23 protein-coding genes and 1 pseudogene are annotated in these 24,597 nt (G+C 37.4%); 15 read left to right on the top strand and 9 right to left on the bottom strand.

Annotated features, from left to right (window positions below; genetic code table 11):
• Nucleotides 1-134 precede the first annotated feature (134 nt).
• The 3 genes and pseudogenes from E4O07_RS05190 to E4O07_RS05200 form a co-directional block, all read right to left on the bottom strand.
• Nucleotides 135-542 carry a DDE-type integrase/transposase/recombinase gene (locus tag E4O07_RS05190; RefSeq protein ID WP_253687738.1) on the bottom strand — a complete coding sequence of 136 codons (408 nt, stop codon included), beginning with the start codon at nucleotides 540-542 and terminating at the stop codon, nucleotides 135-137.
• Nucleotides 543-755: 213 nt separating this feature from the next.
• A complete protein-coding gene (locus E4O07_RS05195; protein ID WP_253687739.1) occupies nucleotides 756-1,040 on the bottom strand; it encodes a transposase in 285 nt (94 codons plus the stop codon).
• Between the two features lie 60 nt (nucleotides 1,041-1,100).
• A pseudogene (locus E4O07_RS05200) lies at nucleotides 1,101-1,508 on the bottom strand (Rpn family recombination-promoting nuclease/putative transposase); the annotation flags it as partial.
• A 371-nt stretch (nucleotides 1,509-1,879) separates the two neighbouring features.
• Between E4O07_RS05200 and E4O07_RS05205 the strand changes: the two are divergent.
• The 4 genes from E4O07_RS05205 (at nucleotide 1,880) to E4O07_RS05220 (ending at nucleotide 6,959) form a co-directional block, all read left to right on the top strand.
• Nucleotides 1,880-3,688 (top strand): alanine--tRNA ligase, encoded by a 1,809-nt coding sequence (locus E4O07_RS05205; RefSeq protein WP_253687740.1) that lies wholly within the window; start codon nucleotides 1,880-1,882, stop codon nucleotides 3,686-3,688.
• Between the two features lie 92 nt (nucleotides 3,689-3,780).
• Nucleotides 3,781-4,860 (top strand): MOSP complex formation periplasmic protein, TDE1658 family, encoded by a 1,080-nt coding sequence (locus E4O07_RS05210; protein ID WP_253687741.1) that lies wholly within the window; start codon nucleotides 3,781-3,783, stop codon nucleotides 4,858-4,860.
• 14 nt (nucleotides 4,861-4,874) lie between these two features.
• The gene (gene nusB / locus E4O07_RS05215) at nucleotides 4,875-5,285 is read left to right on the top strand and encodes a transcription antitermination factor NusB (RefSeq protein WP_253687742.1); all 411 of its coding nucleotides are present in this window, start codon (nucleotides 4,875-4,877) and stop codon (nucleotides 5,283-5,285) included.
• A 9-nt stretch (nucleotides 5,286-5,294) separates the two neighbouring features.
• Nucleotides 5,295-6,959 (top strand): tetratricopeptide repeat protein, encoded by a 1,665-nt coding sequence (locus E4O07_RS05220; protein WP_253687743.1) that lies wholly within the window; start codon nucleotides 5,295-5,297, stop codon nucleotides 6,957-6,959.
• Here E4O07_RS05220 and E4O07_RS05225 read toward each other — a convergent pair.
• The 3 genes from E4O07_RS05225 to E4O07_RS05235 form a co-directional block, all read right to left on the bottom strand.
• A complete protein-coding gene (locus E4O07_RS05225; protein ID WP_253687744.1) occupies nucleotides 6,956-7,483 on the bottom strand; it encodes a putative signal transducing protein in 528 nt (175 codons plus the stop codon). The two genes, E4O07_RS05220 and E4O07_RS05225, sit on opposite strands and share 4 nt — an antisense overlap.
• A 9-nt stretch (nucleotides 7,484-7,492) precedes the next feature.
• A complete protein-coding gene (locus tag E4O07_RS05230) occupies nucleotides 7,493-10,030 on the bottom strand; it encodes a helicase-related protein (protein WP_253687745.1) in 2,538 nt (845 codons plus the stop codon).
• Nucleotides 10,031-10,113: 83 nt separating this feature from the next.
• The gene (locus E4O07_RS05235; RefSeq protein ID WP_253687746.1) at nucleotides 10,114-11,739 is read right to left on the bottom strand and encodes an ATP-binding protein; all 1,626 of its coding nucleotides are present in this window, start codon (nucleotides 11,737-11,739) and stop codon (nucleotides 10,114-10,116) included.
• Between the two features lie 282 nt (nucleotides 11,740-12,021).
• Between E4O07_RS05235 and E4O07_RS05240 the strand changes: the two genes are divergently transcribed.
• From E4O07_RS05240 to E4O07_RS05290, 11 genes are all read left to right on the top strand, one after another.
• Nucleotides 12,022-13,728, top strand: coding sequence for an ABC transporter ATP-binding protein (locus E4O07_RS05240; protein ID WP_371921964.1), 1,707 nt, complete (start codon nucleotides 12,022-12,024; stop codon nucleotides 13,726-13,728).
• The gene (locus E4O07_RS05245) at nucleotides 13,715-15,382 is read left to right on the top strand and encodes an ATP-binding cassette domain-containing protein (protein WP_253687748.1); all 1,668 of its coding nucleotides are present in this window, start codon (nucleotides 13,715-13,717) and stop codon (nucleotides 15,380-15,382) included. Before E4O07_RS05240 ends, E4O07_RS05245 begins: the two co-directional genes overlap by 14 nt.
• A 125-nt stretch (nucleotides 15,383-15,507) precedes the next feature.
• Nucleotides 15,508-16,131: a biotin transporter BioY gene (locus E4O07_RS05250; RefSeq protein WP_253687749.1), complete on the top strand. Its 624-nt coding sequence runs from the start codon at nucleotides 15,508-15,510 to the stop codon at nucleotides 16,129-16,131.
• Nucleotides 16,132-16,151: 20 nt separating this feature from the next.
• Entirely contained in the window at nucleotides 16,152-16,892 is a 741-nt protein-coding gene (locus E4O07_RS05255; RefSeq protein ID WP_253687750.1) for an ABC transporter ATP-binding protein, read from the top strand.
• Nucleotides 16,883-17,476: a CbiQ family ECF transporter T component gene (locus E4O07_RS05260; RefSeq protein WP_253687751.1), complete on the top strand. Its 594-nt coding sequence runs from the start codon at nucleotides 16,883-16,885 to the stop codon at nucleotides 17,474-17,476. The genes E4O07_RS05255 and E4O07_RS05260 overlap by 10 nt, the downstream gene beginning before the upstream one ends.
• A gap of 51 nt (nucleotides 17,477-17,527) precedes the next feature.
• Nucleotides 17,528-17,782, top strand: coding sequence for a type II toxin-antitoxin system RelE family toxin (locus E4O07_RS05265; protein ID WP_253687752.1), 255 nt, complete (start codon nucleotides 17,528-17,530; stop codon nucleotides 17,780-17,782).
• A complete protein-coding gene (locus E4O07_RS05270) occupies nucleotides 17,766-18,113 on the top strand; it encodes a helix-turn-helix domain-containing protein (RefSeq protein ID WP_253687753.1) in 348 nt (115 codons plus the stop codon). The genes E4O07_RS05265 and E4O07_RS05270 overlap by 17 nt, the downstream gene beginning before the upstream one ends.
• A gap of 58 nt (nucleotides 18,114-18,171) precedes the next feature.
• Nucleotides 18,172-18,681 carry a peptide deformylase gene (def, locus tag E4O07_RS05275; protein WP_253687754.1) on the top strand — a complete coding sequence of 170 codons (510 nt, stop codon included), beginning with the start codon at nucleotides 18,172-18,174 and terminating at the stop codon, nucleotides 18,679-18,681.
• Nucleotides 18,678-19,646, top strand: coding sequence for a methionyl-tRNA formyltransferase (fmt, locus tag E4O07_RS05280; protein WP_253687755.1), 969 nt, complete (start codon nucleotides 18,678-18,680; stop codon nucleotides 19,644-19,646). Before def ends, fmt begins: the two co-directional genes overlap by 4 nt.
• Before the next feature lie 27 nt (nucleotides 19,647-19,673).
• The gene (locus E4O07_RS05285; protein ID WP_253687756.1) at nucleotides 19,674-20,666 is read left to right on the top strand and encodes a PASTA domain-containing protein; all 993 of its coding nucleotides are present in this window, start codon (nucleotides 19,674-19,676) and stop codon (nucleotides 20,664-20,666) included.
• Between the two features lie 74 nt (nucleotides 20,667-20,740).
• Nucleotides 20,741-21,445 carry a hypothetical protein gene (locus E4O07_RS05290; protein ID WP_253687757.1) on the top strand — a complete coding sequence of 235 codons (705 nt, stop codon included), beginning with the start codon at nucleotides 20,741-20,743 and terminating at the stop codon, nucleotides 21,443-21,445.
• Nucleotides 21,446-21,564: 119 nt separating this feature from the next.
• On the opposite strand, the gene rpiA is transcribed toward E4O07_RS05290, so the two are convergent.
• The 3 genes from rpiA to E4O07_RS05305 are packed head-to-tail and all read right to left on the bottom strand — an operon-like array spanning nucleotide 21,565 to nucleotide 24,597.
• The gene (gene rpiA / locus E4O07_RS05295; protein ID WP_253687758.1) at nucleotides 21,565-22,284 is read right to left on the bottom strand and encodes a ribose-5-phosphate isomerase RpiA; all 720 of its coding nucleotides are present in this window, start codon (nucleotides 22,282-22,284) and stop codon (nucleotides 21,565-21,567) included.
• A complete protein-coding gene (locus E4O07_RS05300) occupies nucleotides 22,284-23,765 on the bottom strand; it encodes a type I 3-dehydroquinate dehydratase (RefSeq protein WP_253687759.1) in 1,482 nt (493 codons plus the stop codon). Before E4O07_RS05300 ends, rpiA begins: the two co-directional genes overlap by 1 nt.
• 1 nt (nucleotide 23,766) lies before the next feature.
• A complete protein-coding gene (locus E4O07_RS05305; protein WP_253687760.1) occupies nucleotides 23,767-24,597 on the bottom strand; it encodes an SPOR domain-containing protein in 831 nt (276 codons plus the stop codon).

Here is a 24,597-nt window from a genome sequence, read left to right on the forward strand (position 1 = left end):
TTTTCGTGTCTATTCGATAAAGTTTTTCCTTCTTCAATGTCGCAAAAAAACTTTCCATACGGGCATTATCATAACAGGTTCCAACTCCACCCATACTCTGCACACCGTGTAAAGATGCAATCGTGCGTTTGTATTCATGGCTCGTATATTGGCTGCCCGGATCGCTTGAGCACAATAAAGCCGGGTTCCGGCCATTCTTTCTCATGCGCTTGTTGAATAGCACGTATGCACAATTCTTTTTTCATATTATCATCCATTGCGAGTGAAATAACTTCTCCTGCAAAGCAATCTAATACCGGTGCTATATAAAGAATTCCGTCTTTGCAGGCAATTTGTGTAATGTCGGTAAGCCATTTTTCATTAGGTTTTGAAGCGCTAAAGTCTTGCTTAACTAAATCTTCACACTTTTGAGCCTTTTTATCGGCTTTTGTAAGACCGTCAGGGCTTTTTCTGCTCTTATGAAGCAGATTTCCTCTTCTCATTATCCTTAATACTGTGGAACGGGAACATTTAATTCCCTTTTGCTCAAGTGCTATTTTCATTCTTGTTACTCCATAGTTATCATTATCCTCATGTTCTTCAAGGATAGTATGCATTTCGGGTGAGAACAAGCTGCCATTTTTTCACTTTATGGCGATTTCGTTTCCACTTGTAATAGCCTGATTCCGTGACATGCAGAGCTTTACACAGGCTTACTGCCGACAGTTGTAGTGTCTGACAGCTATTACAAATATAGTTAAAAATCAGTTTCTTTGTTACTTGTTCTGACCTTTGACGAAAAAACGTAGAGCATCATGTAATATCCGTACCGTCTCTTTAAGTTCCCTATTCTCTTTTTCAAGAGCTCTTTTCTGTTCGCTTTCCAAAATATTGGCGGCTTTATGATTCTCTTTTTCCTGTTTTGGATAACGGTTTTTGCTTTTTCTCCAATCAGTAAGAGTTCCATACGAAATGCCTAAATCTTCAGACGCCTTTCTTACTCCGATTTCATCAGACAGTTGCAACGCCTGCTCTTTAAATTCTTTGCTATACTTATTCATATCTTCCCCCATTATAGCACATAGGGAACTTTTATACTGTACTTTTATTATAACTGTTCAGATGTTTTCAAAGGTATAAACAGGCATATTTTTACCTATGGCATCAAAAACGCAGATGAAAATTATAAAGCTGTCATTTAAATTATTATAGAAATTACCTTTATTCAAAAAAGAAATATCGATAGCAGTTTGGTAGAACCTCATTCGTTTTGGTATATTTCTTTCATTGCTGACCTGCATTTCTACATCGTAAAATTTACCTTGTTTTGTCTGTACCAGAACATCAAATCTTACCGATTTTGCCTGTTCATAGTTTCTAAGATTATGCTGTACCGAAATATATGCAATTTTACCTATTGTATCAAGTAATATCATTTCGATAAGTCTTTTGCAAAGATTCTGATCTTGCATGACCTTATAAAACATAAAATCATCCTGTAATGTTAAATCTTCAAATCTCTTTACCACGTGTTTTCTCCTATTATTTTTTTTAATATTTTCTTCCCATTATATTCCTATGATTTATTTGAAAAAAAGAGTAAATTTTCATCAAAATTGATATTTTTTGTAATATCTTTTACACTTTATGTAAGGATGTACATTAGCTATCGGTCATGGATGTCCGTGGTTTTATTCTTGCGAGTTTTTTGCGAAGCAAAAATACTATAAGATCAAAAATGTACAAGGATTTACATTCTTTAACCGGCACGGATGCCGGTTGTTTCATTCTTACGAGTTTTTTGCGAAGCAAAAATACTCGAAGATTAAAAATGTACACGGATGTACATTTTTAATCGACGTATTGACAATTTCTTTTTTATTCCTTAAAATATCTTCCTATGAATAAAAATATTACGGTTGATGAATTACGTTCAAAATATATAGAATTTTTTAAAACTAAAAATCATGTAGAGATATCGGGACGCTCTCTTATACCTGAAAATGACCCTACGGTCTTGTTTACGACAGCGGGAATGCATCCTCTTGTCCCTTACTTGATGGGCGAGCCTCATCCGGCAGGAAGCCGTCTAACGGACGTACAAAAATGTGTCCGTACAGGCGATATAGACGATGTAGGAGATGCTTCACACTTGACATTTTTTGAAATGTTAGGTAACTGGTCCTTGGGAGACTATTTTAAAAAAGAATCCATCGCCTATAGCTTTGAATTTTTAACCGATGAAAAATACTTAGGCATTCCTGTCGATAAACTCTCCTTTACGGTTTTTGAAGGAAATGAAGACGCTCCACGCGATGAAGAGTCTGCTTCTATTTGGGAAGGCTTGGGAGTTTCAAAAGATAAGATTTTCTTTTTACCTAAAGAAGATAACTGGTGGGGCCCTGCCGGAGAGACCGGCCCCTGCGGACCTGACACCGAAATTTTTATAGATACAGGAAAGAATGCTTGCAGTTCTAATTGCCGCCCCGGCTGTAGCTGCGGTAAATATGTAGAAATATGGAACAATGTTTTTATGCAATATCATAAAAACAAGGACGGCTCCTATTCCCCGCTGACAAGAAAATGTGTAGATACCGGGATGGGTGTTGAGCGTACCGTTGCTATGCTTCAAGGAAAGCCCTCAGTTTATAATACCGAGGCTTTTACATCGATTATTAAGTCCATCGAGGATTTGAGCGGCGTAAAATATGGTGATAACGAAAAGACCGATACCTCAATACGCATTATAGCAGACCATATCCGGACTGCCTGCTTTATCTTAGGCGATCCTAAAACTACGCTTCCTTCAAATATAGGGGCGGGCTATGTTTTAAGAAGAATTATAAGGCGTGCTGTAAGACACGGTAAAAAACTCGGCATAGACGGAAACTTTTTATCGGTTCCGGCTTCTGCCGTTATCGCTCAAAATTCAAAATTTTACACTGAGCTGAAAGACAACGAAACCTTAATTTTAACCGAGCTTAAAGCCGAAGAGGATAAATTCCTTGAAACCTTAAAAAAAGGCGAGGCCGAATTCGAAAAAATGCTCCCCAATCTTTTAAAAAATCCTAAAAAAATAATTCCGGGAAGGATGGCTTTTAAGCTTTATGATACCTACGGCTTTCCGATTGAATTAACCGAAGAACTAGCTTCAGAATCGGGCCTGACCGTAAACAGGGAAGAATTTGATGAAGCCTTTAAAAAACATCAGGAGCTTTCAAGGGCAGGAAGTGAACAGGTATTTAAGGGCGGTCTTGCCGACCATTCCGAACAGACGACAGCCTATCACACAGCTACCCATCTTTTGCACAAGGCCCTAAGAATGGTATTAGGCGATCATGTTCAGCAAAAAGGTTCAAATATAACGGCAGAAAGGCTTAGGTTTGACTTTTCTCATCCTGAACCAATGACAGAAGCCGAAAAGAAAGAAGTAGAAAAGCTTGTAAATGAGGCTATCAAGGCAGACTTGCCTGTGACTATGGAAGTCATGCCATTGGAGGAAGCAAAAAAAATAGGAGCAATGGCTCTTTTCGGAGAAAAATATGAGGATGTGGTTAAGGTTTACAAAATAGGAGATTTTTCTACCGAAGTTTGCGGAGGCCCACACGTCGAAAAAACAGGAAGTTTAGGTAAGTTTGTGATAAAAAAAGAACAGTCTTCTTCATCAGGAGTAAGGCGTATTAGGGCAGTTCTTGAACATTCGATGTAACTTATTTGCTCTACAATTTGTTAATAGGGCGAAGTTCGGCTTTGCCTTCTTTAAATATATCATCCCCATACGGGATAATGGATGAGGATAAAATGAAAAAGAAAGTTTTTATTGCAATTATGTTGGTTGGCTTTTTGGGTGTTTTAACGGCCCAAAATGATTTGCAGGTTATTGCACAGGTAAACCTGTCAAAAAAGGAACCTATCACTCTGGGTCAGCTTAAAAAGCTTGTTAAGTTTGCCGAGTCTCAAGGCGGAGTAAGTATAGCCGCGAATTCCGAGAAAAAGCTTGTTTTGGAAAGTTTGATGAGAACTAAGCTTTTAGTTCAAGCTGCTGAAAAAGAAAATATAAAGATTTCTAATTCCCAAGTAGATGCTGCTTTTAACGATGCTCTTTCAGCAATAGTAAATTCCCCTATAACAGAAAGCGAATTCGCTAAATTGATAAAACAAAAAGAAAATATATCGCTTGACGAGTTTATGAAAAAACAAACAGGTAATACTGTTGAAGAAATCAAAAAGATTATCAAAGATAACCTGATCATTCAAAGCTTTATAGCTTCAAAAAACCAAGCAGAAATTGTAAGAATGGCAACACCTACCGATGCTCAGATACGTTCATACTATGAAATAAAAAAAGGTGAGTTAGTTCGTCCCGATATGGTCAAGATGCTTTTTGTTGCCGTAAAAAAAGAAGGTAAAGACAAGGAAGAAATCGATAGAATTAATGAACTGCATAAAAAGGTTAAAAAGAATATAAAAGAGATTGCCAACATCAAGAAAAATGCAGAAGCCGGTAATTATGTTGCACAAGAAGGTTATATACCTAAAACGGCAGAAGGAGCTCAGTTGTTAAATACCACTCCTGAAGTTTTAATGGAAATTTTTTCCAAAGATGTAAATCACATATTCGATATTCAAGATAGGGTTGACAGCAGACAGTTTTTTGTTATAACCGAAAAACTTGATGCCAAAATTTTGACTTTAAGTGATATTCCTGATCCCTCATCAGCAATTACTCTTTATGATCAGATAAAAGCCCTTCTTTCTCAGGGACTTGCTGTAAATGCTGTTCAATCTATTATTCAAAATACATATGAAAGTTTACGCACCAATGATAATTGTAAAATATTAAAAACCGATGCGGAACTTGATAAACTTCTTACATGGTAATCGATAGATTTTAAATGAGTGTAGGCAGACGCAGAGGACGGATTCTCGCTTTCCAAGCCCTTGTTGCTTGGGATATGGGAGGAGCCGTCCTTGACGATTTATTGAATTTCTCTTGGCAAAATGAAGACTCGACAAATGATCCGAATAGGTATCTTTTCCCTAGGATGATGGTTTTAGGAACAATCGAAAATATAACCGAAATCGATAAAGCAATTCAGGCTAATCTGGATAATTGGGTTATCGAGCGTCTTAATTCCGTAGATAAGGCTATTTTAAGATTGAGCGTATATTCTCTTCTCTATCAAAAAGATACGCCTCCGCCCATTGTAATAGATGAGGCTATAAATTTGGCCAGGGATTTCGGCACCGATGATTCTTATAAATTTGTAAATGCGGTACTTGACAGTATTAAAAATAAGTCTTAGAATTTCAGAATGAAGCTTCAAAAGATAGTTTTAAAAATTGTTTTTTTAGTTTTTTTACTTTTTTCTTGTTCTTTCAAAAGCGATGAGCAAGCTTTTTTGGAAGAACTTTCTAATATTGATACACATATATCGGAAGGCCGTTCGTCTAAGGCTTTGAAGAGTTTAAAACGCCTTCAAAAAAAGGCCGTAAATTCTACAAATTATGTCAGCATTGTTAAAAGGCAGTTAAAACTGGGGGCAGAGCCTGATGCCTTAATCTGCCTGCAAAAAGGTATAAAAAATCATCCCGAGTCGGCAGAGCTTCCGGCCCTATTAACTTCTATCCTTATCGATTCCGGAAAATCAGAAGATGCCCTGCCTTATTGTGAAAGGTTAAAAGGTTCCCCATATGCTTCCTTGGGAGCTGAGGCTTCTATTTTGGCGGATATTGCCTTGAATTCTTTTAATTCCGATTTTAGTCTTTTAAAAGCAGCCTATGATAAAACCAAAAATCAAATTTTTTTGAAAAATGCTGCTCTTGTCTTGGCTTCACAAGGCCGTTTAAGAGAGGCTTCTCATTTACGATATGATATTCCGCAAGATACAGCTCCCGATCATCCTTTTTTTTGGAGCTGTATTGTTTATGATCTGGGTGTTTTTGACTCCATTTTCGGCGATTTATATTTTTCTCTTGTTTATGCAGATAAGGACGGCGGTGAAGGTAAGACAGCTGAAAATGCCCGTCTTCACCTTATGCTTGCAGCCGATGCGGCTTTCGGTCAGGGAGATAGTGAAAGGGCGAGGGCCTTTTGGCAGGCAGCTGCCGATAGAAGCCCCGAAGCATCTCCTATAGTGTTTTATGATTTAGCTTTGACCGCTCCTGATGAAAGAGAGCGCGTAGATCTTTTGATAGAATGTATAGATTTATATCCGGGCTTTTATCCGGTTATAGCCCGCTATGTTCGTGAAGATCTTTCCTTGCGTGAATTAAATACCCAAGATGAGCTTACTGCTTATCTCGAATCTAAGGGGTTTTATTCAATAAAAATGGAAGAAACTTATTTTACTTCTCCCAAGATGACCTATGCCTCTGAAGAGCTTTTAAAAAGAGCAATGGAAGCTCCCGATTTTGATCCAAGATTTATTTTGGAAGAATTTAGATACAAACAAATAAGGGATAAGACCTATGCTTCTAAGGTTAGGGTCAAGGCCGATATGTGGAAGATTCTTGAAAAATACGGAAAAGAACCTATTATCAGGGAATATGCAAAATGGTATTTTGCTCAATCCGGAGATTTTAATGCCTGTCTAAGTGTCGGTGAAATAGGAAAAAGATATGAAGATTCTTTTTATGCAGGGATAAATTCGGCTTTGAGCGGAGATTTTGAAAATGCTGTTTCTTCTTTTGCAGCATCAGCTCAAGTTCCTGCCTATGCTTATGCAGCTACAGTAAATTCCGCTTATATGTATTATATGTCGGGAAAAACCTCGGAGGCTGTGGATACTTATAGCCTTGCAGCAACTATGACAAAGGATAAACAAAGACAGAGTATGCTGCACTATGAGATTGCCCTAATTTTTTATGAAAGAAAGGCTTATGACAGGGCTAGGAGTGTTTTAGGTTATGCCTTGGAGTTAAATCCTAAAAACTATCAGGCGGCATCCCTTTTAAAAAAATTAAAAGAGCTTAATTAATCGTTTTCAAGTTTAAATATGACGATACCCGATGTTTCCGTTTTTTTAGGGATAAAATTCGCTGCAGATATAAAGTCGATGAATTTTGTCATACAGCCGGTTGAGTCCTTATCAGAAGTTTCAAGTTGCTTATTTTCGGCATATTCTTTTACTATTTTTAAGGCATCCTCATAGTCTTCTCTTAAAATATAAAAGGCAGTATAATTTGTTCCGGCTACTCCTGAACCTACCAGTATTGAAGAAAGGTGCTCGTTTTCCATGCGGTATGGAATGCCTTCGCTTTGAAAAAGAGATTTTATTATCATTATATCTTCTTGATAAAAAAGATACATGAATTTGATTGATTTTTTTCCTGTGCGTACAGCTTCAAAAAAAGCGTCTTCCATTTCGACTATGTTCTCTAAGGCTTCATCTTCTGCAGCAGTGCCGTCATTTAATCTGACTCCTTGAGAATTTTCTTTCCAAGATTTTTTTAAAAATAAAAACAAAAAAATACCGGCTAAAACGGCAACTAACCACCACATAAGTACTCCTTAGATCATCTTATTCATTTTTCCGTAGATATTGCGGACAATTGTTTTTTGATCCTCGCTAAAATTTTCTCCTGCAAGGTCAATCAGGTTTTGAAGGGAAACAAGGCATTCGTGCAAGGCTGTATGAAAGCCTCTTGATGTTTTAAACCAAAAGTGCCCTGTACCGTCGCAAAAGAGGGTTATAAAGCCAAGCTGCTTTGTAGTTTTCTTTGCGATTGTAGTTCTAAATAAGAGGCTTAAAGAATTTATAAGCTCTTCTAAGTCCTCTTCGATAAAATAATTTTTAGTTTTATCAAAGCGTTTTTCGTCTTCTGTTTTTTTGATAGGCTCGATATTAAAATTATTTACCGCATTTAAAATCAAATCCATCTTTTCACCCGATAAAAGCTCGCTTTTACCGATTTCTATTTTTCCCCTCAAACCTTTTAACTGCTCCAAGGCTCCGTTTTGGTTTTCCTCGGTATATTTTTGTCTTATAGCCTCGGCAGTGAGTTTAAATTCCTTCCAAGGCAGGATGAGATGCTTTTTGCCCTTTATCTTTTTGATGAGATAGCGAGTTCCTTCGATGAGAACGCTTTCTTCTTCGCTCTTTTTCTTTTCTTCCTTTGTCTCGGCCCTATGTTCGTCTTTTTCTTTTTTTGACCTCTTATCCTTTTTTTCCAAAAGGGCAGGGGCTACCTCTTCAATTATCTTTTTTGAAAGAGGGGAGACAGACATGGCGTACATGCGTGAGGTTCTCACTATTTCGCCTGCAACTATAAACTGTTCTTTTTCCTTGTACATGCAGGAGCCGGGGTGAATAAAAATCTTTTCGGTGGTGAGGGAGCGGTAAGAATCCCTTCCTTGAGCCGAGCATACAAACTGAATCATTCCCTTGGCTACAGCCGTAAGGTAGTGCTCCATTTTTCCGCCCGAAAGAATCGGCACTCCCATATCGGAAACGATGAGTTCGAGTTGCTCTTTTATGTTGGCTATTTCGGCCATTACTCTGTCATCAAGATAATGAATCTTGCAAAACCTCTCCTTATCGAGGGCTTGAGAGTACATCCTAAAAACCTTTAAGAATGAAGCAAAGTCTCCCAAGGGCTCATCGAAGAGGGCATGAGCTTTTCGGGCTTCAATTTCTTCACCCTCGGGGAAGATGACCGGGCTTCTTGCCGATAAAAAGGCTGCGGCGATTAAAACCTCTTCTACAAGGTCGGGGTATCTTGTGATAGCTTCGACTATAATTCTTGACTGCCTTGGAGCCAAGGGGAAAAGACACATCATCTTTCCTATGCTGCTTAAAGAGCGGTCGCTTTCGAGGGCATCGAGCATGTTAAGGGTGTCTATGGCCCCTATTATGCCTTTTTTACCGGGAGGCGAAATAAAGTCGAAATTTTCAAAGTCGAGGATGCCGAGTTCTGCCATGCGCATAACAACCTCTGATAGGTCTGTACGGTAGATTTCTTCGAGGGTATAAAGCTGCCTCGTTTCAAAGTCCTTACGGGTATAAAGGCGGTAGCATACGCCTTCCTGAGTTCTTCCGGCTCGTCCTCGTCTTTGGTTACAAGAGGCCTTAGATATGAGGGTTTCATCCAAGCTTGAAGTAAAGGTAAAGGGATTATAAAAGTTAAGCTTTGCAAGCCCTGAATCTATAACGGCTGCAATGTCGTTTATGGTAATTGAAGTTTCTGCTATGTTTGTCGAGATAACAATCTTTTTTTTGCCGAAGGGGGGAGACTTAAAAACTCTCTCTTGTTCTTCCTTGCTTAAGCGGCCGTAAAGGGGAAGGATAAAAAGTTTTCTGTACCACGGTTCTTTTGAAAGCCTTTCGATGCAGTCCTTGATTGCCCTTTCCCCGGGAAGAAAAACAAGGATGGCTCCGCTCCGCCCCTCGCTTAAGATGCGCCCTACAATCGAGGCTATCTTGTCCATAAGGGCCGTTTCCGCCTCCTGCGTTTCGGTAGAGGCCTTGATCGCCGGAGGGTCAAAGATAAGGGTAACGGGGTAGGTGATGGCATCTATTTTGATTACCGGGCATCCGTCAAAATACATCGAAAATAGATCGGTGTTTATGGTAGCCGACGAAATAATTACCTTAAAGTCCTTGCGTTCAGCTATTATCCGCTTTAAAAGCCCCAAGATAAAGTCTATGTTTAAACTGCGTTCATGGGCCTCATCGACCAAGATTACGGAATACTTACTGAGCCAAGGATCGAGCTTCAGTTCCTGTAAAAGAATGCCGTCGGTCATTATTTTTATCTTAGTATCGCTTGAGGTCTTGTCCTCAAACCTCATCTTATATCCTACAAAGCCGGGCATGGGTTCTTTAAGCTGTTTTGAAATAAATTCGCTTACCGAAAGGGCCGCAATACGGCGCGGCTGAGTAACTCCTATCATACCTGAACGGCTGTAACCTGCTTCATGTAAAATAACCGGTAGCTGTGTAGTCTTGCCTGAGCCTGTAGGGCTTTCTACAACGATTACCTGATTGTGCTCAAGCATTTCCAATATTCTGTCTTTTTGTTCGTATACCGGTAGATTTTTATATTTCATATAGTGAGCATTATAGCCTATTTTTGAGGAGGCTTCAAGTACGGGGATTTTAGGGCAAATTAGTCAAATTCCTGCATTGAGGTTTACGATAAATCGCAAGATTCCCAAGTATCGGCTGTTTCCTCGTTGATGCCATCGGCAAAAACAGCACCGATGAGAACTATCTTTTTTCCGCTCATCTTGTAGGGCTCTGCATAGCCCTTTTCTTTTATCTGCCGGATGGCTTCTTTAGGTGTGCCGGATCCCATCAGCTTAAACTCAAAGATGTAGATAGTATCATCGGTGTGAACCACGCAATCGGCTCTTCCTTTTGAGCTTACCACCTCGGTTTCAACAAACTGCCCCATAAGTGTAAAAATAATATAAAAGGCTATTTGGTAATCCCTTTCCCTCATCTTTACATTTTCCTTTGAAGCAAGGCTGTAAGGAAGGCCTGCACAGGAAGTGTACATTCTTTTCATAAAGGATTCGGTGTTTCCTTTTTCGATATCCCTGATAAAATTACCGATAAATAAACCGCTTGCATCCTTTGCAATTGAAGTGTAAGAGGGAATAAGGTTATCCAAAAAACCGTACTTTACCTCGTCGTTCGGAAAGCCTAGTTTATATAAGCCAAGCCTTTCATCATAATCTTTTATGGTTAAGTAACCTGATTGGAAGAGGATAGGAACAGGATTATTTATATCGGGCCTGTAGTCCTGCAATGAGTTTTCATCCATTTCCGCATTTTCTAAAATATCGCGGATGCAAATTTCTTTTTGATTTTGCAAGGTTCTGACCAAAAAGGTAGGGGTTCCTGTTGCAAACCAATAAGAGCCGATTTCTTTTTTTGTAAAGGCATTGAGCAAACTAAACGGATTATAAACACTTTCTCCTTGAGGATGAAAAAGGTAGCCGTCATAACGCTTTTTTAACAAAGCAAGGGTTTCTTCATAGTTTAGTTTACGCTCTTCTGCCAAGGCTTCAATTTCGGGCTTAAACACTTCCTTCAATTCTTTTGCAGTAATACCGCAGATTCCCGAATAATTTTTTTCGAGAGAGATGTCCCTCAAATTGTTTAAATCGCTGAATATACTGACCTTGCTGAATTTGGTAACTCCGGTTAAAAAAGCAAAACGGATATACTCATCGCAAGACTTAATTACCCCGTAAAAACCTTTTAAGATACGCCTATATTCTTCGTTTAAGGGCTCATTTATAATCATGGTTTCAAGGAGGGGCTTATCGTATTCATCGACAAGGATGACCGTCTGCTTGCCTGTTGTTTCGTAAATCTGCTTTATAAGATTTCTAAAGCGTCCGTCAGGAGCATCTTCCGTTTTTTCTATTTTAAACTCTTCTTCCCATTCGCGTAAATGGGCATTAAGGATATCATTCAAGGCCTTAACATCGGCATAGTTTTTTGCTGTAAAATCCAAGTGGAGAACGGGATAATTGACCCAAGCGTCGCGGTTTTCAACCTTTGCCCGTTTTTGTTCGGCAGCTTCGATATAGAGCCCTTTAAAAAGCTCTTTTTTACCTAAAAAGTAAGCCTTTAAGGTAGAAAGAAAAAGACTTTTTCCAAACCTGCGCGGCCTGCTTAAAAAAAACACCTTATTGGCCGAAACCAATTTACTCACATATTCGGTCTTATCTATGTAAATAAAATTTTTTAACTTTAAATCTGCAAAACTTTGAAGGCCTATAGGCAGCTTGCGGATATCTGACATTTTCTACCCCCTGTAAATTAATTCTTAATTAAGAATTATGAATTAATTATAGCATATTTTTTTAACTTTTATAATGGGTAGAGGAGGAATATCATGGAAGTTATAAATTGTAAGAGGTATTGCCCCAAAAATACCATTTTTTATGAAATCATCAACGAAAAGCTCTCCATTAATTCCTAATTAATTGTAGTATCCGTATTTACCAATTAAAAATCTAACCGCAGCAATGCTTAAACTTGACAATATATTTTTAATGCGGTAGACTGCTTACGGAGGAATTGTATAATTATGACACCACATAAATCGTTTATTTTGTATTTTAAAAAATTTTTATTTAATAATAAAATACTTTTTGCGAGTTTATGCTTATTCTTTTTTTCTCATATTGGGCTTACTTTGTACATACCTCAGCTTTTTCAAAAGTTTATAGACGGAGTTTCAGGCGGACTTGGGACAAAAAGCATTTTAGTAATTGCTCTTTTTTACTTGGCATTTGTTTTTTTTGTAGAGGTATTAAATACTTTCCGCAATTTTTTTATGCAAAAGCTTTCTTGGAGTTTAACTAAAGCGCTGCGTTCCGATATGCTAAAAAATCTTTTGCAATTGGATATGGGGTTTTATCATAATAATCCTATCGGCGAATTAGTAGAATGTGTTGAAGGCGATATATTAATTCTTTCAAATAATATTTCTACTTTTGTGCTTGATGTAATTTCGAATATTATTATTCTTTTGGGAATTTTAATAATTGTTTTTTTAAATTCCGTTCTATTAGGATGTATTTTTGTTATTTGTTCCGTTATCAGTATTATTATGATGTTGCGTCAATCTAAAAAAGATACTAGTTCTCTTGAAACTGTGCGGAAAAACATGGCAGAAGTTAATGCCCTTGTTACGGAAAGTATTACAGGACGAGAAGAGCTTCACAGCTTAAACGCAAAAGATAAAATCCTTGCAAACTCAGACGGCTTACACGATACATCTTTCAAAAATGAAAAAAAGTTTTATAGACTTTTTACTCTTACGATGATGTTAAGCCAAGCTATAACATTTATTGAAAAATCCTGTTTGGTTGTGCTCTTGTTTTATTTACTAAAAGATGCGAAGCTAAGCCTCGGTCAAACTTTTATGTTATATAATTATTTTGTGCTTTTAGAATGGCCGCTTGAAATGCTCGCTCAAAATGCAACTACATTTCAAGGGCTTGGTGCAAGGATAAATAGAGTCTTTAAATTATACATTGAAAAGCCCCATATTTCTTTCGGGAATAAAACTCTCGATGATAAAACATACAGTGTCGAGTTTAAAAATGTTTCCTTTGCTTATGATGAGCGGGATTTGATTTTAGATAATTTAAGTTTTAAAATAAATGCAGGAGATCATTGTGCTTTACAGGGAAGAACGGGAAGCGGAAAATCAACTCTTGTAAAGCTTTTGTTAAAGCTTTACGAACCTCAGTCCGGAGAAATTTTATTAAACGGTGTTCCGGTAAATGAGTTCAGTCAAAAATCGCTTGCTGAAAATATCGGATATGTTAGTCAGAGTATTGTTCTTTTTTATGCAAGTATTCGGGATAATATCCGCATGTTTGACGAAAGCATTTCCGATGAGCAAATAAAAGAAGCTTTAAAGAAAAGCGGAATGTATGAAAAGATTATGGCTCTGCCGGGAGGCTTAGATTATATTTGTGAAGACGGAGCGGCAAATTTTTCCGGTGGAGAAACTCAGCTTTTAGCTTGTGCGAGATTATTCTTAAAACAAAGTAAAATTATTATTTTGGATGAGTCCACTGCAAAACTTGATAACACTGAACAGGAAAAAATTCAGCTTGCATTTAATGAGCTTATAGAAAACAAAACGGCAATTATAATTGCCCACAGAACTGAAACTTTAGAAAAAACAAATGTAAAATTTTTATTGGAGAATGGAAAATTATCTCAAGGAGAAAAAGCCGAACTCTCCGAAGGAGGAGCAAATGAAACAAATTAAACCGGAATCCTTATTATCGGTTAACTTAAAAGTTATAAAGAGGCATCCGTTTTTTTTCTTGGCGGCAATGGTCTCGGCTTTTTTGCTTCAGTTTACTGCCGGATTGTTTCCTGCATTTATCGAAAAGCAAATGTTTTCTTTTTTTGAAAATAAAATTGATTTGCCATTGGGTGTTTGGTTTATTATTATTTTGATGGCGACCGGATTTTTGTTTACAGCTTTTGCATATATAACTATGAATATAGGCTGGCTTTTTAGAACAAAAATAAAAAAACTTTTTGTAAGTAAAATGCTTCGGGCAATTATATTACAGCCGAAAGAGTTTGATACTTCGGAAGCAATCGGAGAAACCGCTTATAAATTCCGTGAAGATATAGATCAACTTTCTTCTTTACTCACAGGAACTTTTCCGCATTTTTCTACATCTCTGGTTATTGCTATCGTAACGGTTGTGTTAATGTTTTCCGTTAATGTAACTTTTACATTTATTGCTCTCTTTTTAATTGCTTTGAATATTGGGATTATTACCTTGCTGCTTCCAAAGGTAGAACGCCGGCGTGAAAACAGCCTCAAAGCTGCCGCGGCAACTTCAGGTTTTTTAACGGCCGCATTACAATCCACCCAAGAAATAAAAACCGATTATAAAAATCAAAACTTTATAGATGCTTATTTTAATATAAATCAAAAAGCTGCGAAAGCCGCTCTTCAGGAAAATATCGGCAGCTCTTTAATTAAATCACTTTTTAGATTGGGGCATCAGCTGATTACTTCGGCAATGTTGATTTTTATTGCTTTAAACATCGAAACTATTAGTTTTTCTGTGGGCGATCTTGCGTTTTTTATCAGCTTATCTGTTTCACTTTCAAACTTTGCATCTTCTGTTTCGGATTTTTTTGTCAGCGTAAAACAAACAAAAATTTCTCTGGAGCGTGTTCAAGATATTTATACAAAAGCTGAAAACGAGGACGAGCAGCTTGATATGAAAAATCCGCAAGAATATAATATCGAGTCTATTGTTGTCAAAAATCTTTGTATAGAGTATCCCGAAAGCAATTTTAAAATAGAAAAATCGTTCGAATTTCACGGCGGGGAGTATTATTTTATCTTTGGTGCTGTTGCTTCGGGAAAAAGTTCTGTGATAAAGTCCATGCTGGGAATTACTAAAAAAGCCGGCGGTGAGATAATCTTAAATGGAAAAATAATAGAAAATCCCGAGTCGATTTTTGTTTCGCCCCTTGCCGTTTATGTTCCGCCGACCCCGCAAATTTTTAACGCAAGTCTGCGTGAAAATATTTTACTCGGTGTCAGCTCTGAAATTGAAGTAAACATTACCGAAGCAGAAATCCAAAAAGTTTTAAAAATTACCCGCTTAGACAAAGATCTGGAAACTATGCCCAAAGGCTTGGAGACAAAAATCGGTAACTTAACAGGAGGCGTTTCCGGCGGACAAACCCAACGTATTGGAATTGCAAGGGCTCTTTTATGTAAGAGTAAACTTGTAGTTTTAGACGATTGCTTTACTGCTGTTGATTCCGGTCTCGCAGGCGAAATTCGCAAAGACATCGCCGCTCTCGATGATTTAACGGTAATCGAAATAAGCAACCGCAAACCAAATCTTGAAATGATTCCGCAGATAAAACAGCTTGAGTTTTAGATTGACAAAATATTTTGAGGCGAATCGGTTGGATTTAACTTGAAGCAATGCGAGGCCTTGACATAAGGCACTTAAATTGTTACCCTGTTACAGTTTTATGGTTATCAATTTAGTTTGGAGAAAATATGAGTGCAAATTTTCAGCCCTCGATCGTGACTGTCTTTGTTCCGCTTTTTGCGGCCCTTATTGCCGTAAGCGGTTTTATTGCCTTTCCTCTTCCCGGAACTCCGGTTCCCATAGTGCTTCAAAACATGATGCCTGTTTTGGCATCGGGGCTTTTGGGAGGCCTTTACGGAACGGCTTCAACTGCAATTTTTTTGGCGGCAGGCTTGCTCGGCCTTCCCGTCTTTTCGGGAGGAAGAGGCGGTTTAGCCCATCTTTTAGGGCCGACGGGAGGTTTTTTAATAGGCTACCTTGCAGCAGCCGCTTTTTTAATTCTTTTTTTTCGAAAGCCGGGTGCCAAGGACTTAGGTTTTTCAGGTAAGAATACCGGTAAAAATACCGGCACTTTTATCGATTTTAAGTTTATAAACTACTTAAAAATACTTGCAGCTTCTTTTTCGGGCTTTGCCCTTATCTATGTTTTTGGGATAGCAAGATTTATGCAGCTTACCCGGAGGGGGCTTTTTGAGGCTTTGAGTCTTGCCTGTCTTCCTTATTTACCGGGGGATTTTATCAAGATGATCTTGGTTTCCTTTTTGATTTACAAGCTAAGACCAGTTTCTGCAAGGTATTTTTCAAACACCTAATCTTAAACTTAGATAAAATTATGAGTGAAGAAATTATAAGCTTAAAGAATATAACAAAGACCTTTATTCAAAATTCCTTTGACGGGGTGTTTAATTTTAAGGCCTTGGACGATGTTTCTTTAAGCGTTTTTAAGGGGGAACTCCTTCTTATTTCGGGTGCAAACGGTTCGGGAAAGACCCTCCTCATGTCGATTATTGCAGGATTTGTAAGACCTTCATCGGGTCTTGTCGAGGTAAAAGAAAGATGCGGCATAGTTTTTCAAGATTCCGATTTGCAGATTCTTGGCGAAACCCCTGAAGAGGATATTCTATTCGGGTTAAAAAATATAACACTTCCGGCAGAGGAAAGAAATAAAAGGCTGGAGGAGGCTTTAAAAAAAACAGGCCTAACAGATAAGAGGTATTATTCTTCCCGCTCCTTGTCGGGAGGAGAAAAAAGGCGGCTTTGCGTTGCAGGAATTTTGGCGATGAAGTTTCCCGTTATAATCTTTGATGAGCCCTATGCGAATTTGGATTATGAGGGGGTAGTGCAGGTCAATGCTCTTATTAAAGAATTAAGGGCTGAAAATTATACGATTCTTCTTTTAAGCCATGAGCTTGAAAAATGCTATGCCCTTGCAGACAGGTTTTTGGTTCTTCATCGGGGGAGAAAAGTTTTTGACGGAACACCTGATGGGGGCTTAAATCAAAACTTAAAAGAGTGGAGCATAAGACCTCCTCTTTTTTCATACACAAAGAGGGAGGATTTGGTTTGGATATAAGACCCCTATTTTCTTATAGGAGGGGAACAAGTTTTTTACATAGGATGCCGCCCCTTTTAAAATTGCTTTTTCTTTTCGGGTTTACAGCCCTCATTTTTTTCTTTCCTAATTATGTGCATTTTTATTCGGTCTTTTTTATTTTACTTGCCCGTTTTATAGGTTTTTCGTTTTTGGATCAATTAAGGGATTTAAAACCCATCCTTCCTTATTGTCTGCTTCTTTTAAGCCTTCATATTTTTTCTTTTTTTATAAAAACGGAAAGCAATATAAAAGACTTGCTCTTGCTTGTTTTAAAACTCGTCGGTCTTATGCAGATAAGCTCTCTTTTTTTTAATACCACAAGCTCCCTCCAATTAAAAGAAACACCGGAAAAAATTCTACCCTTTAAGGCTGCTGCTTTGTTTTCTCTTTTTTTGTTTTTTATTCCTCTTTTGTTTTCTGTTTGGACAAAGCTGGATTATGCATGGAAGGCAAGGGGGGGAAAAAAAGGCTTTTTTAAATTTTTTAAACTCCTCCCGATTTTTATCTCCGAAGCCATGTACAAAGGAAAAAAGTTGATGTATGGATTGAAAAATAGAACATAATCGAATACAAAAATGATTGACAGAAACTTATAATTATCTTATAATAAAACAATGATACCGATTAGATGGAGCCGTAAAGCTTCAAAACAACTTGATAAAATACAAAAAGCCGATAAGAAACAGATTCTTGAAGCTGTTGATACTTTATCCGGTTTTCCTTATGTTTTAAATGTAAAAGCATTAAGTAATCACAAATATGATTATCGGTTGCGTGTCGGTAGATATAGGATTCTTTTTAATCATATTGAGAAAATACATATATTATCAATCGAGGAGGTAAAAAAAAGAGATGACAACACCTATTGACGTTCAATTTATAGCGGGAAAAGACGGAAAACCGGAGTATGCGGTTATCCCTTTTAAGGCTTTTCAAGCATTATGTAATCATAAGGTAAGAGAATTTAACGAAAAAGAAACAATCCCGCATGAAGTAATAAAAAAAATACATTTGGAAGATATGAGTTCTATTCAGGCATGGCGTGAATACTTAAACTTTACACAAACTGAAATTGCCGAAAAAATGGGAATAAGCCAGGCTGCATATAGTCAAATGGAAACCTCCAAAAAGAATCGAAAAGCAACACTGGAAAAAATAGCAAAAGCGATGAATATTGACTATTTGCAATTACAAATATGATTTTCATATTTTCCCCTGTAGTTGACGGCTTAGAGCTTATTTTGTATAATTATATTCTATGAAAGTATTGCATTTAGGCGAGGAGACTTTGAGGAAGGTTTCTAAGCAGGTTGAAAAAATAGATGAAAATATTAGAAGCTTAATCGATGAAATGTTTGTTACCGTCAAAAAAGAAAACGGTATAGGCTTGGCCGCTCCGCAGGTAGGAGAAAACATAAGGCTTTTTATAGTATTTATAGATGATCAAAAATATGTTTTTATAAATCCCGAAATTATCGAAACTTCTCAGGAAATGTGTGTGATGGAAGAGGGCTGTTTGAGTATACCAAAGGTCTATGATGATGTTATGCGCCCGTCTTCGGTAAAGGTTCAATTTTTAAACATTGACGGCAAAATAAAAACCATAGAGGCCTCAGGCCTTCTTGCAAGAGTAATTCAGCATGAAAACGACCACTTAAACGGGGTTCTTTTTATTGACCGTCTAAGCGAAGAAAAAAAAGCCGAAGCTATCGAAAGATTTGAGCACAAAAAAGCTCTTTTTTCAAAAAAGAGGATCCGCCTGAGATGAGAATCCTTTTTGCAGGAACTCCATCCTGTGCCGTGCCGGCCTTAAATCTGATAGCTCGCGAATTTGACCTTTGCGGGGTCTTGACTAATCCTCCGGCCCCGGCAGGGCGGAATAAAAAGATGCAGGATTCCGATGCTGCTCTTGCAGTAAAAGAGCTTATAAAAGAGGGTGTTCTGCCTGAAGATTTTCCTGTTTTGATGCCTCAAAAACTTGATGATAATTTTAGAAGAGAACTCGCAGCTCTAAAACCGGATCTTTTAGTGTGTTTTGCATATGGTAAAATATTCGGACCTAAGACAATGGCTCTTTTTCCTCTGGGCGGAATAAATATTCATCCCTCTCTTTTACCCCGATGGAGGGGCTGTGCTCCCGTTCCTGCCGCCATATTGGCAGGGGATAGACTTACGGGAATTACAATTCAAACGATTTCGCCTCAGACTGACTGCGGTAATATTCTTGCACAGATTGAAGTTCCTTTAAATAATTCTGAAACTACGGAAAGCCTTTTAGCCGATTGTTCCGATAGGTGCTGTCCTCTTTTGAAGGAAGTCCTTTCGGATTTTGAAAATAAATTAAAAGAGGCGGCACCTCAAGATGATTCAAAGGCTAGTTACTGTTCCATGCTTAAAAAAGATGACGGTCTTATAGATTGGTCAAAGCCGGCTGAGGAAATAGAAAGAAAAATAAGGGCCTTTACCCCATGGCCGGGCTGTTTTACTTTTAAAAATAGCGAAAAAATAAATATAATTGAAGCTCATTTATATGATAATGAGTCAAATGAAATGACAAAAGATAAAAAATTTGGTACAATACCGGGTATCGATAAAAAACATGGTATTTTAGTTCAAACAGGAAGGGGAATCCTTGCTGTTTCGGTATTGCAAAAACAAGCTAAAAAAAAGCTTGAATGGAAAGATTTTTTAAACGGCTCTCCCGATTTTTTGGAAGGCAGTTTTGAAACATAAATTTTTAAAATATGGATGGTGTAATCAATGGGTCTTGGTGATATTGCAGACAGTATAGAAAGTAACGGAAAAGTAATAGTTATTACTTCTTTAGTGATGCTCATTTTTTTTGTTCTTATTTCTACAATCGTGTTTTTTGTATCGGTGAAAACGGCCGATCAGGTTTTAGTTCCTAACATTGAAGGCGAAAAATTTGAAGATGCCGTTCTTAAGCTTCAAGTCAAAGAACTCTATCCCCGTCTTCAGTTAAGGTTTTCGGATAACCCCGAAGATGCCGGAAAGGTTTTAGAGCAAAGTCCTCCTGCAGGAACTATCGTTAAAGCCGGAAAAAGGATAAATTTAATTGTAAGTTCAGGGCCTGTTTTAGACAGGGTAGAAAACTATGTGGGAAAAACTTTGTCTGATGTACAGCAGCACTTTGCTGCCTTGTTTACGGCAGGCCGTAAACAGTTGATTTCTATAAAAGAACCTGTTATGTATAAATCAAGTTCAATTCCTGCAGGTACAATTTTGGAGCAAAATCCTGCTCCGGATACAAAGATATCCGAAGGCATTTTTATTGAATTCATTGTAAGCAAGGGCCCTGAAAATGAAAAAGTTTCCGTTCCAAACATGGAAGGATTTAAACTTAATGATATATATTCTGTAATATCCCGGAATAAACTTTCTTTTAAAATAAAACACGAGGTTAATTCTTCTTTGGATAATCCGGCTGTTGTAAGTCAAAGTGAGCCGGCTGATTCGTCTGTAGATGCTTATTCTCAAATGGAATTGGGCATTCAATTCCCGGAATCCACAGAAAAAATGATTTACGGAGTGTATTCTCCTTCTTTACCTAAATATCCTTATCCGGTAAAAGTTGTAGTGGATGCCGTATATCCCGACGGAAAAAGAACAGAGCTTGTAAGCTTTAACCATCAAGGAGGAAAATGCGACATTCCTTATGGCCTTCCCCAGGGAACGGTTATTGTCCTTACAGTATTAAACAAGCAGGTTCAAATGTTTGAAGTAAAACAATAGGTATTGTAACTAAGATAGAATTTATATTGTTTAATCTGAGTATTCTATATAAATATAGTTAAGGAGATTATAGAATGAATAGAAAAGTTTTATTTATTTTAAGTGCAATTATGCTTTTAGCTTTTTTGGGTTCATGTAAAACGGTTCCCAAAACTGATCCGAATTTTTTAGGAGATTTTTCCCCTGTAGAGCTGGGAACCCTTATAGGCGGATCCGTTAAACGGACAAAAGAGGAGATTAAACCTACCGAATTTAAATTTACTTTTTTCCCGCGCACAAATATCGTATCCATTGAGCATAAATTTATGATTGATAAGGTTGAAATACTTTTGGATCAAGGAGATAGAGAAGTATTAATTAAGGCAATGGAAACTTATCTTTCTTCTTATAACGATAAAAATTTAAGTGCTGCTAATGCAAAAAAACAAGCTTTTTTCGGTAAGACTAAAATATTTATGTCTTGGGGCCTTTTTGGAGGAGGAGCTCATGATGCAGAACCGATACTAAGGGCTGAGTATCAATTATTATCGGGAAATAAACCTTATTTTATATTAGGTAATGCAACGTCAAAGGCTATAGGTGAAAACGATGATGCCAACTGTCCTGCTTTAAGATTAGCTTTTTCTCCTGCTCAATGCGAGGATTTTATTGAGCTTTTAAAACAAGATAATCTTCTTAAAATTGTAGATGAAATGAAAAAAGATTTTGAACGATTTGAGCCTTCAAAAACTGAAAGTGAAAATTCGGAAAAAGATAAGGTAAACTACGACGGTTTTTAAATAATACTTATTTTTAAACGCAAAACCCACAAGAAACGCAAAGGATTTTTTATCAGAATTTTTCTTTATGTTTCTTGTGGTTTAATTTTATACTGTAACTGGTATAAGACTTAAATATTTTATAAGTCTTCTATATTTCCATCTTTGTCTACAACAAATACTCTAGGTGTGTTTTTTGTAAAAAAGCCGTTTTCTACAATGCCTGTAATTTTATTTAGATCTTCCTCTAAGGCTTTAGGATCTACAAAAGCATTATCAGGCCATCTTACATCAATTATAAAGTTTCCGTTATCGGTAACAACCGGTCCCATTTTTTTTACACCCTCACGCAATACAACCGTTATACCTTTTGCTTCAAGAGTCTTTGAAATGCTTAAGCGGGCCTCAGGGATTATTTCAATCGGAAGAGCAAAACCTTTTCCCATCGATTTAACTTTTTTTCTGTTATCGGCAATGACAACAAATTCTTTTGAATTGTATGCTATAATTTTTTCTTTAAGCAGAGCCGCTCCTCCTCCCTTGATTAAATTTTTTTCCGGGTCAATTTCGTCTGCTCCGTCTATGGCAAGGTCTAAAGTTCCTCCTATTTTTTGTGAACTTAAAGAATAGATGGGAATACCTAATTTTTCACATTCGATTGAGGTTTGAAAACTTGTAGGCACGGCATATATGTTTTTTAATTTGCCTGAAGATAAAAGTTTGGCCAATCGGCGTACTGCCGGCATGGCTGTCGAGCCTGTGCCGAGTCCTATTTTCATTCCGTCAAAAATTTTTCCTTCCGAAAAAAGAGTGTCTATTGCGTAATAAGCAACTCTTTCTTTTAACTGTGATGTATCCATTACAAATACTCCTTTCCTGCAAAGGCTTTAAATTGGTGGTAGGCTTGATATTCCAGCATCTTATAGCCGTTACAAACCTGACATCCTGCAGCCCTCGCTCTTTTTAATAGTTTAGTAGTTTCGGGTCTATAGATTAGCTCAAATACTTTTTCTTTTCCGCTAAAGGTGTAAAAGCTAAGAGGATCTATATCTATGTTAGGTTCCATTCCTGCATTAGTTGTTTGAATAATTAGGCCGGAAAAAACAGATAGCTGTTTTATATTTATGGGATCCAAAAGAGCCCATTTAAATTTATATTTTTCTGCAATGTTTTGTGCATTTTCGGCTGTCCGGTTAAAGATACAGGCCTTACCGTGAAGAGATTTAACTACCTCGGCAACAGCACGGGCTGCACCTCCGGCTCCTATAATGGCAACCTTATATCGGCGTAAATCTTTTTCGTTTAAAAATTCTATTAAAGCTTGTTCAAAGCCGTCAACATCGGTATTGCAGCCGAACCATTTTTTGTTTTCGTTTACAAGAGTATTTACGGCTCCGATGAATTTTGAAGCTTCCGATATAGAATTTATTTGAGGTATGATCTCGCTTTTAAAAGGAGCAGTAACCGAAAGTCCTTTTATGTTAAGAAGATTGGCAAAATCCAAAGCTTCTTTTGATGACAATGCAGATATGGGAATGTATATCGAATTAAGGTTTTTGTGTTTAAAACCCTGATTATGAATTTTAGGACTCAGGCTGGTGTTTACGTCTCCACCTATTACACCGTATACTGCCGTTTCACTGTCAATTTTAGAAAACCGATATAGGCCTTCTAAAGTTTCGGGATCTATCAGTTCTTTTTCGAGTTTATTTTTCTTTATATATTCGGGGGTAAAGGTGTATACGATTTGTGAGTTTAATTTTTTTGATAGTATACGTGAGCATAAACCATAGGGGCCCATTGCCGATAAAATATACTCTTGATTTTGTATCAGCTTTGATGCTTTAAAAAGTTCCGAAACATCGTTTAAACAATTTGCTCTGAAGGCAAATTTCGGAATATCGGTTTCAAAACGGCATAAGCCTTCCAAAGTTTTAACTATATTTTTTACAGGAAGTTTACTGTGGAGGCTTCTTATTATTTTAATATCAAAGGCCCTTGCAGCTTCTTCGATTCCGGATGAATCAAAATCGCTTTCCAAATCTATATAAGAAAAATTTTTTATCGGGTCTGAGTTTGCAAAGGCAAGGCCGCGTGCAAAAATAGTCATCCTTGCACCCTCACCGCCGGTAAAATTGCCTCCATCTGATTTTCTTCTAACGGTTAAGATACAAGGTATTCCTGCCCGCTCGGGAAAATTTCTTAAATAAAGTATTTCACTTTGGTTTAGATAATCTACCCTCAATTCTGCAATATCGATAAATTTTTTATATTTTTCCAAGACGGAAAGATTTTTTTCGATAGTTTTTTCGGTTAAAACAAGACAGACCTTTGTAGACATATCAGCTTTTTTTTCGGTCTTGGGTTACATAACTTCCTTCAAAACCTTTAATTTCTTTTATTTTTTTAAGCCAATACTCGGCCTCGGTTTTGTTTTTAAAAGGTCCTACTCTGACGCGGTGTGTAATACCTGTTGCCGTTTCCTTGGTAAAAATTTCTGCCTTCATGTGTTTTGCCGTCAGTTTATCCCTTGCGGCTTCGGCATTTAATCGGCTTGTCAAAGAAGCTGTTTGAACCCAGTATAGGGTGGAAACGGTTTTTTGAGCGGGGCTTTTTTTGACAGCCGGTTTTTCGGGTTTTGGAGGAGTCTTCTTTTCGGTTTTAGGTTTTTCAACAGGATTTGATGAGAGCCCCTTTACGGAAGTTCCTCCGCTATTTTGTTTCTTTGACTCTGAAGAAGAATTTTGCTTTTCGGTTTCAGAAGGCTTTGTTTCGGCTTCCTGATTAGTGTTTAAATTTGCTGCAAGGTTCTCAGGCAAATTTGCGGTTTTTTCGTCTTTTTGAGTATTGGTTAAATCGCTCACATTTATTGAAGTTTCCGTTGTTCCTTTTTGACCTTCACCGTTTACAACGGTTATATTGTTTGCAATATTTACCAGTGTCGGAGACTCAGGTTCAAGAGGAGGAATTGAGTCCGGATTTCGTGTCCATTGAAGAGGATCAACACTTGTATCCGGCTTATCGGCTTCTATTCTGCCTAAATCGGATATCTCTGCCGCTGTCATGGTGCTTTTATTTCGGAATGGGGCATACAGGTATAAACCGACTCCAAAGATAATTAGAGCAAACAACGAAATAAACAATACTATCCATAAAATTTTTTTCTGTTCCAT

Source organism: Treponema sp. OMZ 798, assembly GCF_024181385.1.
Taxonomy (GTDB): Bacteria; Spirochaetota; Spirochaetia; order Treponematales; family Treponemataceae; genus Treponema_B.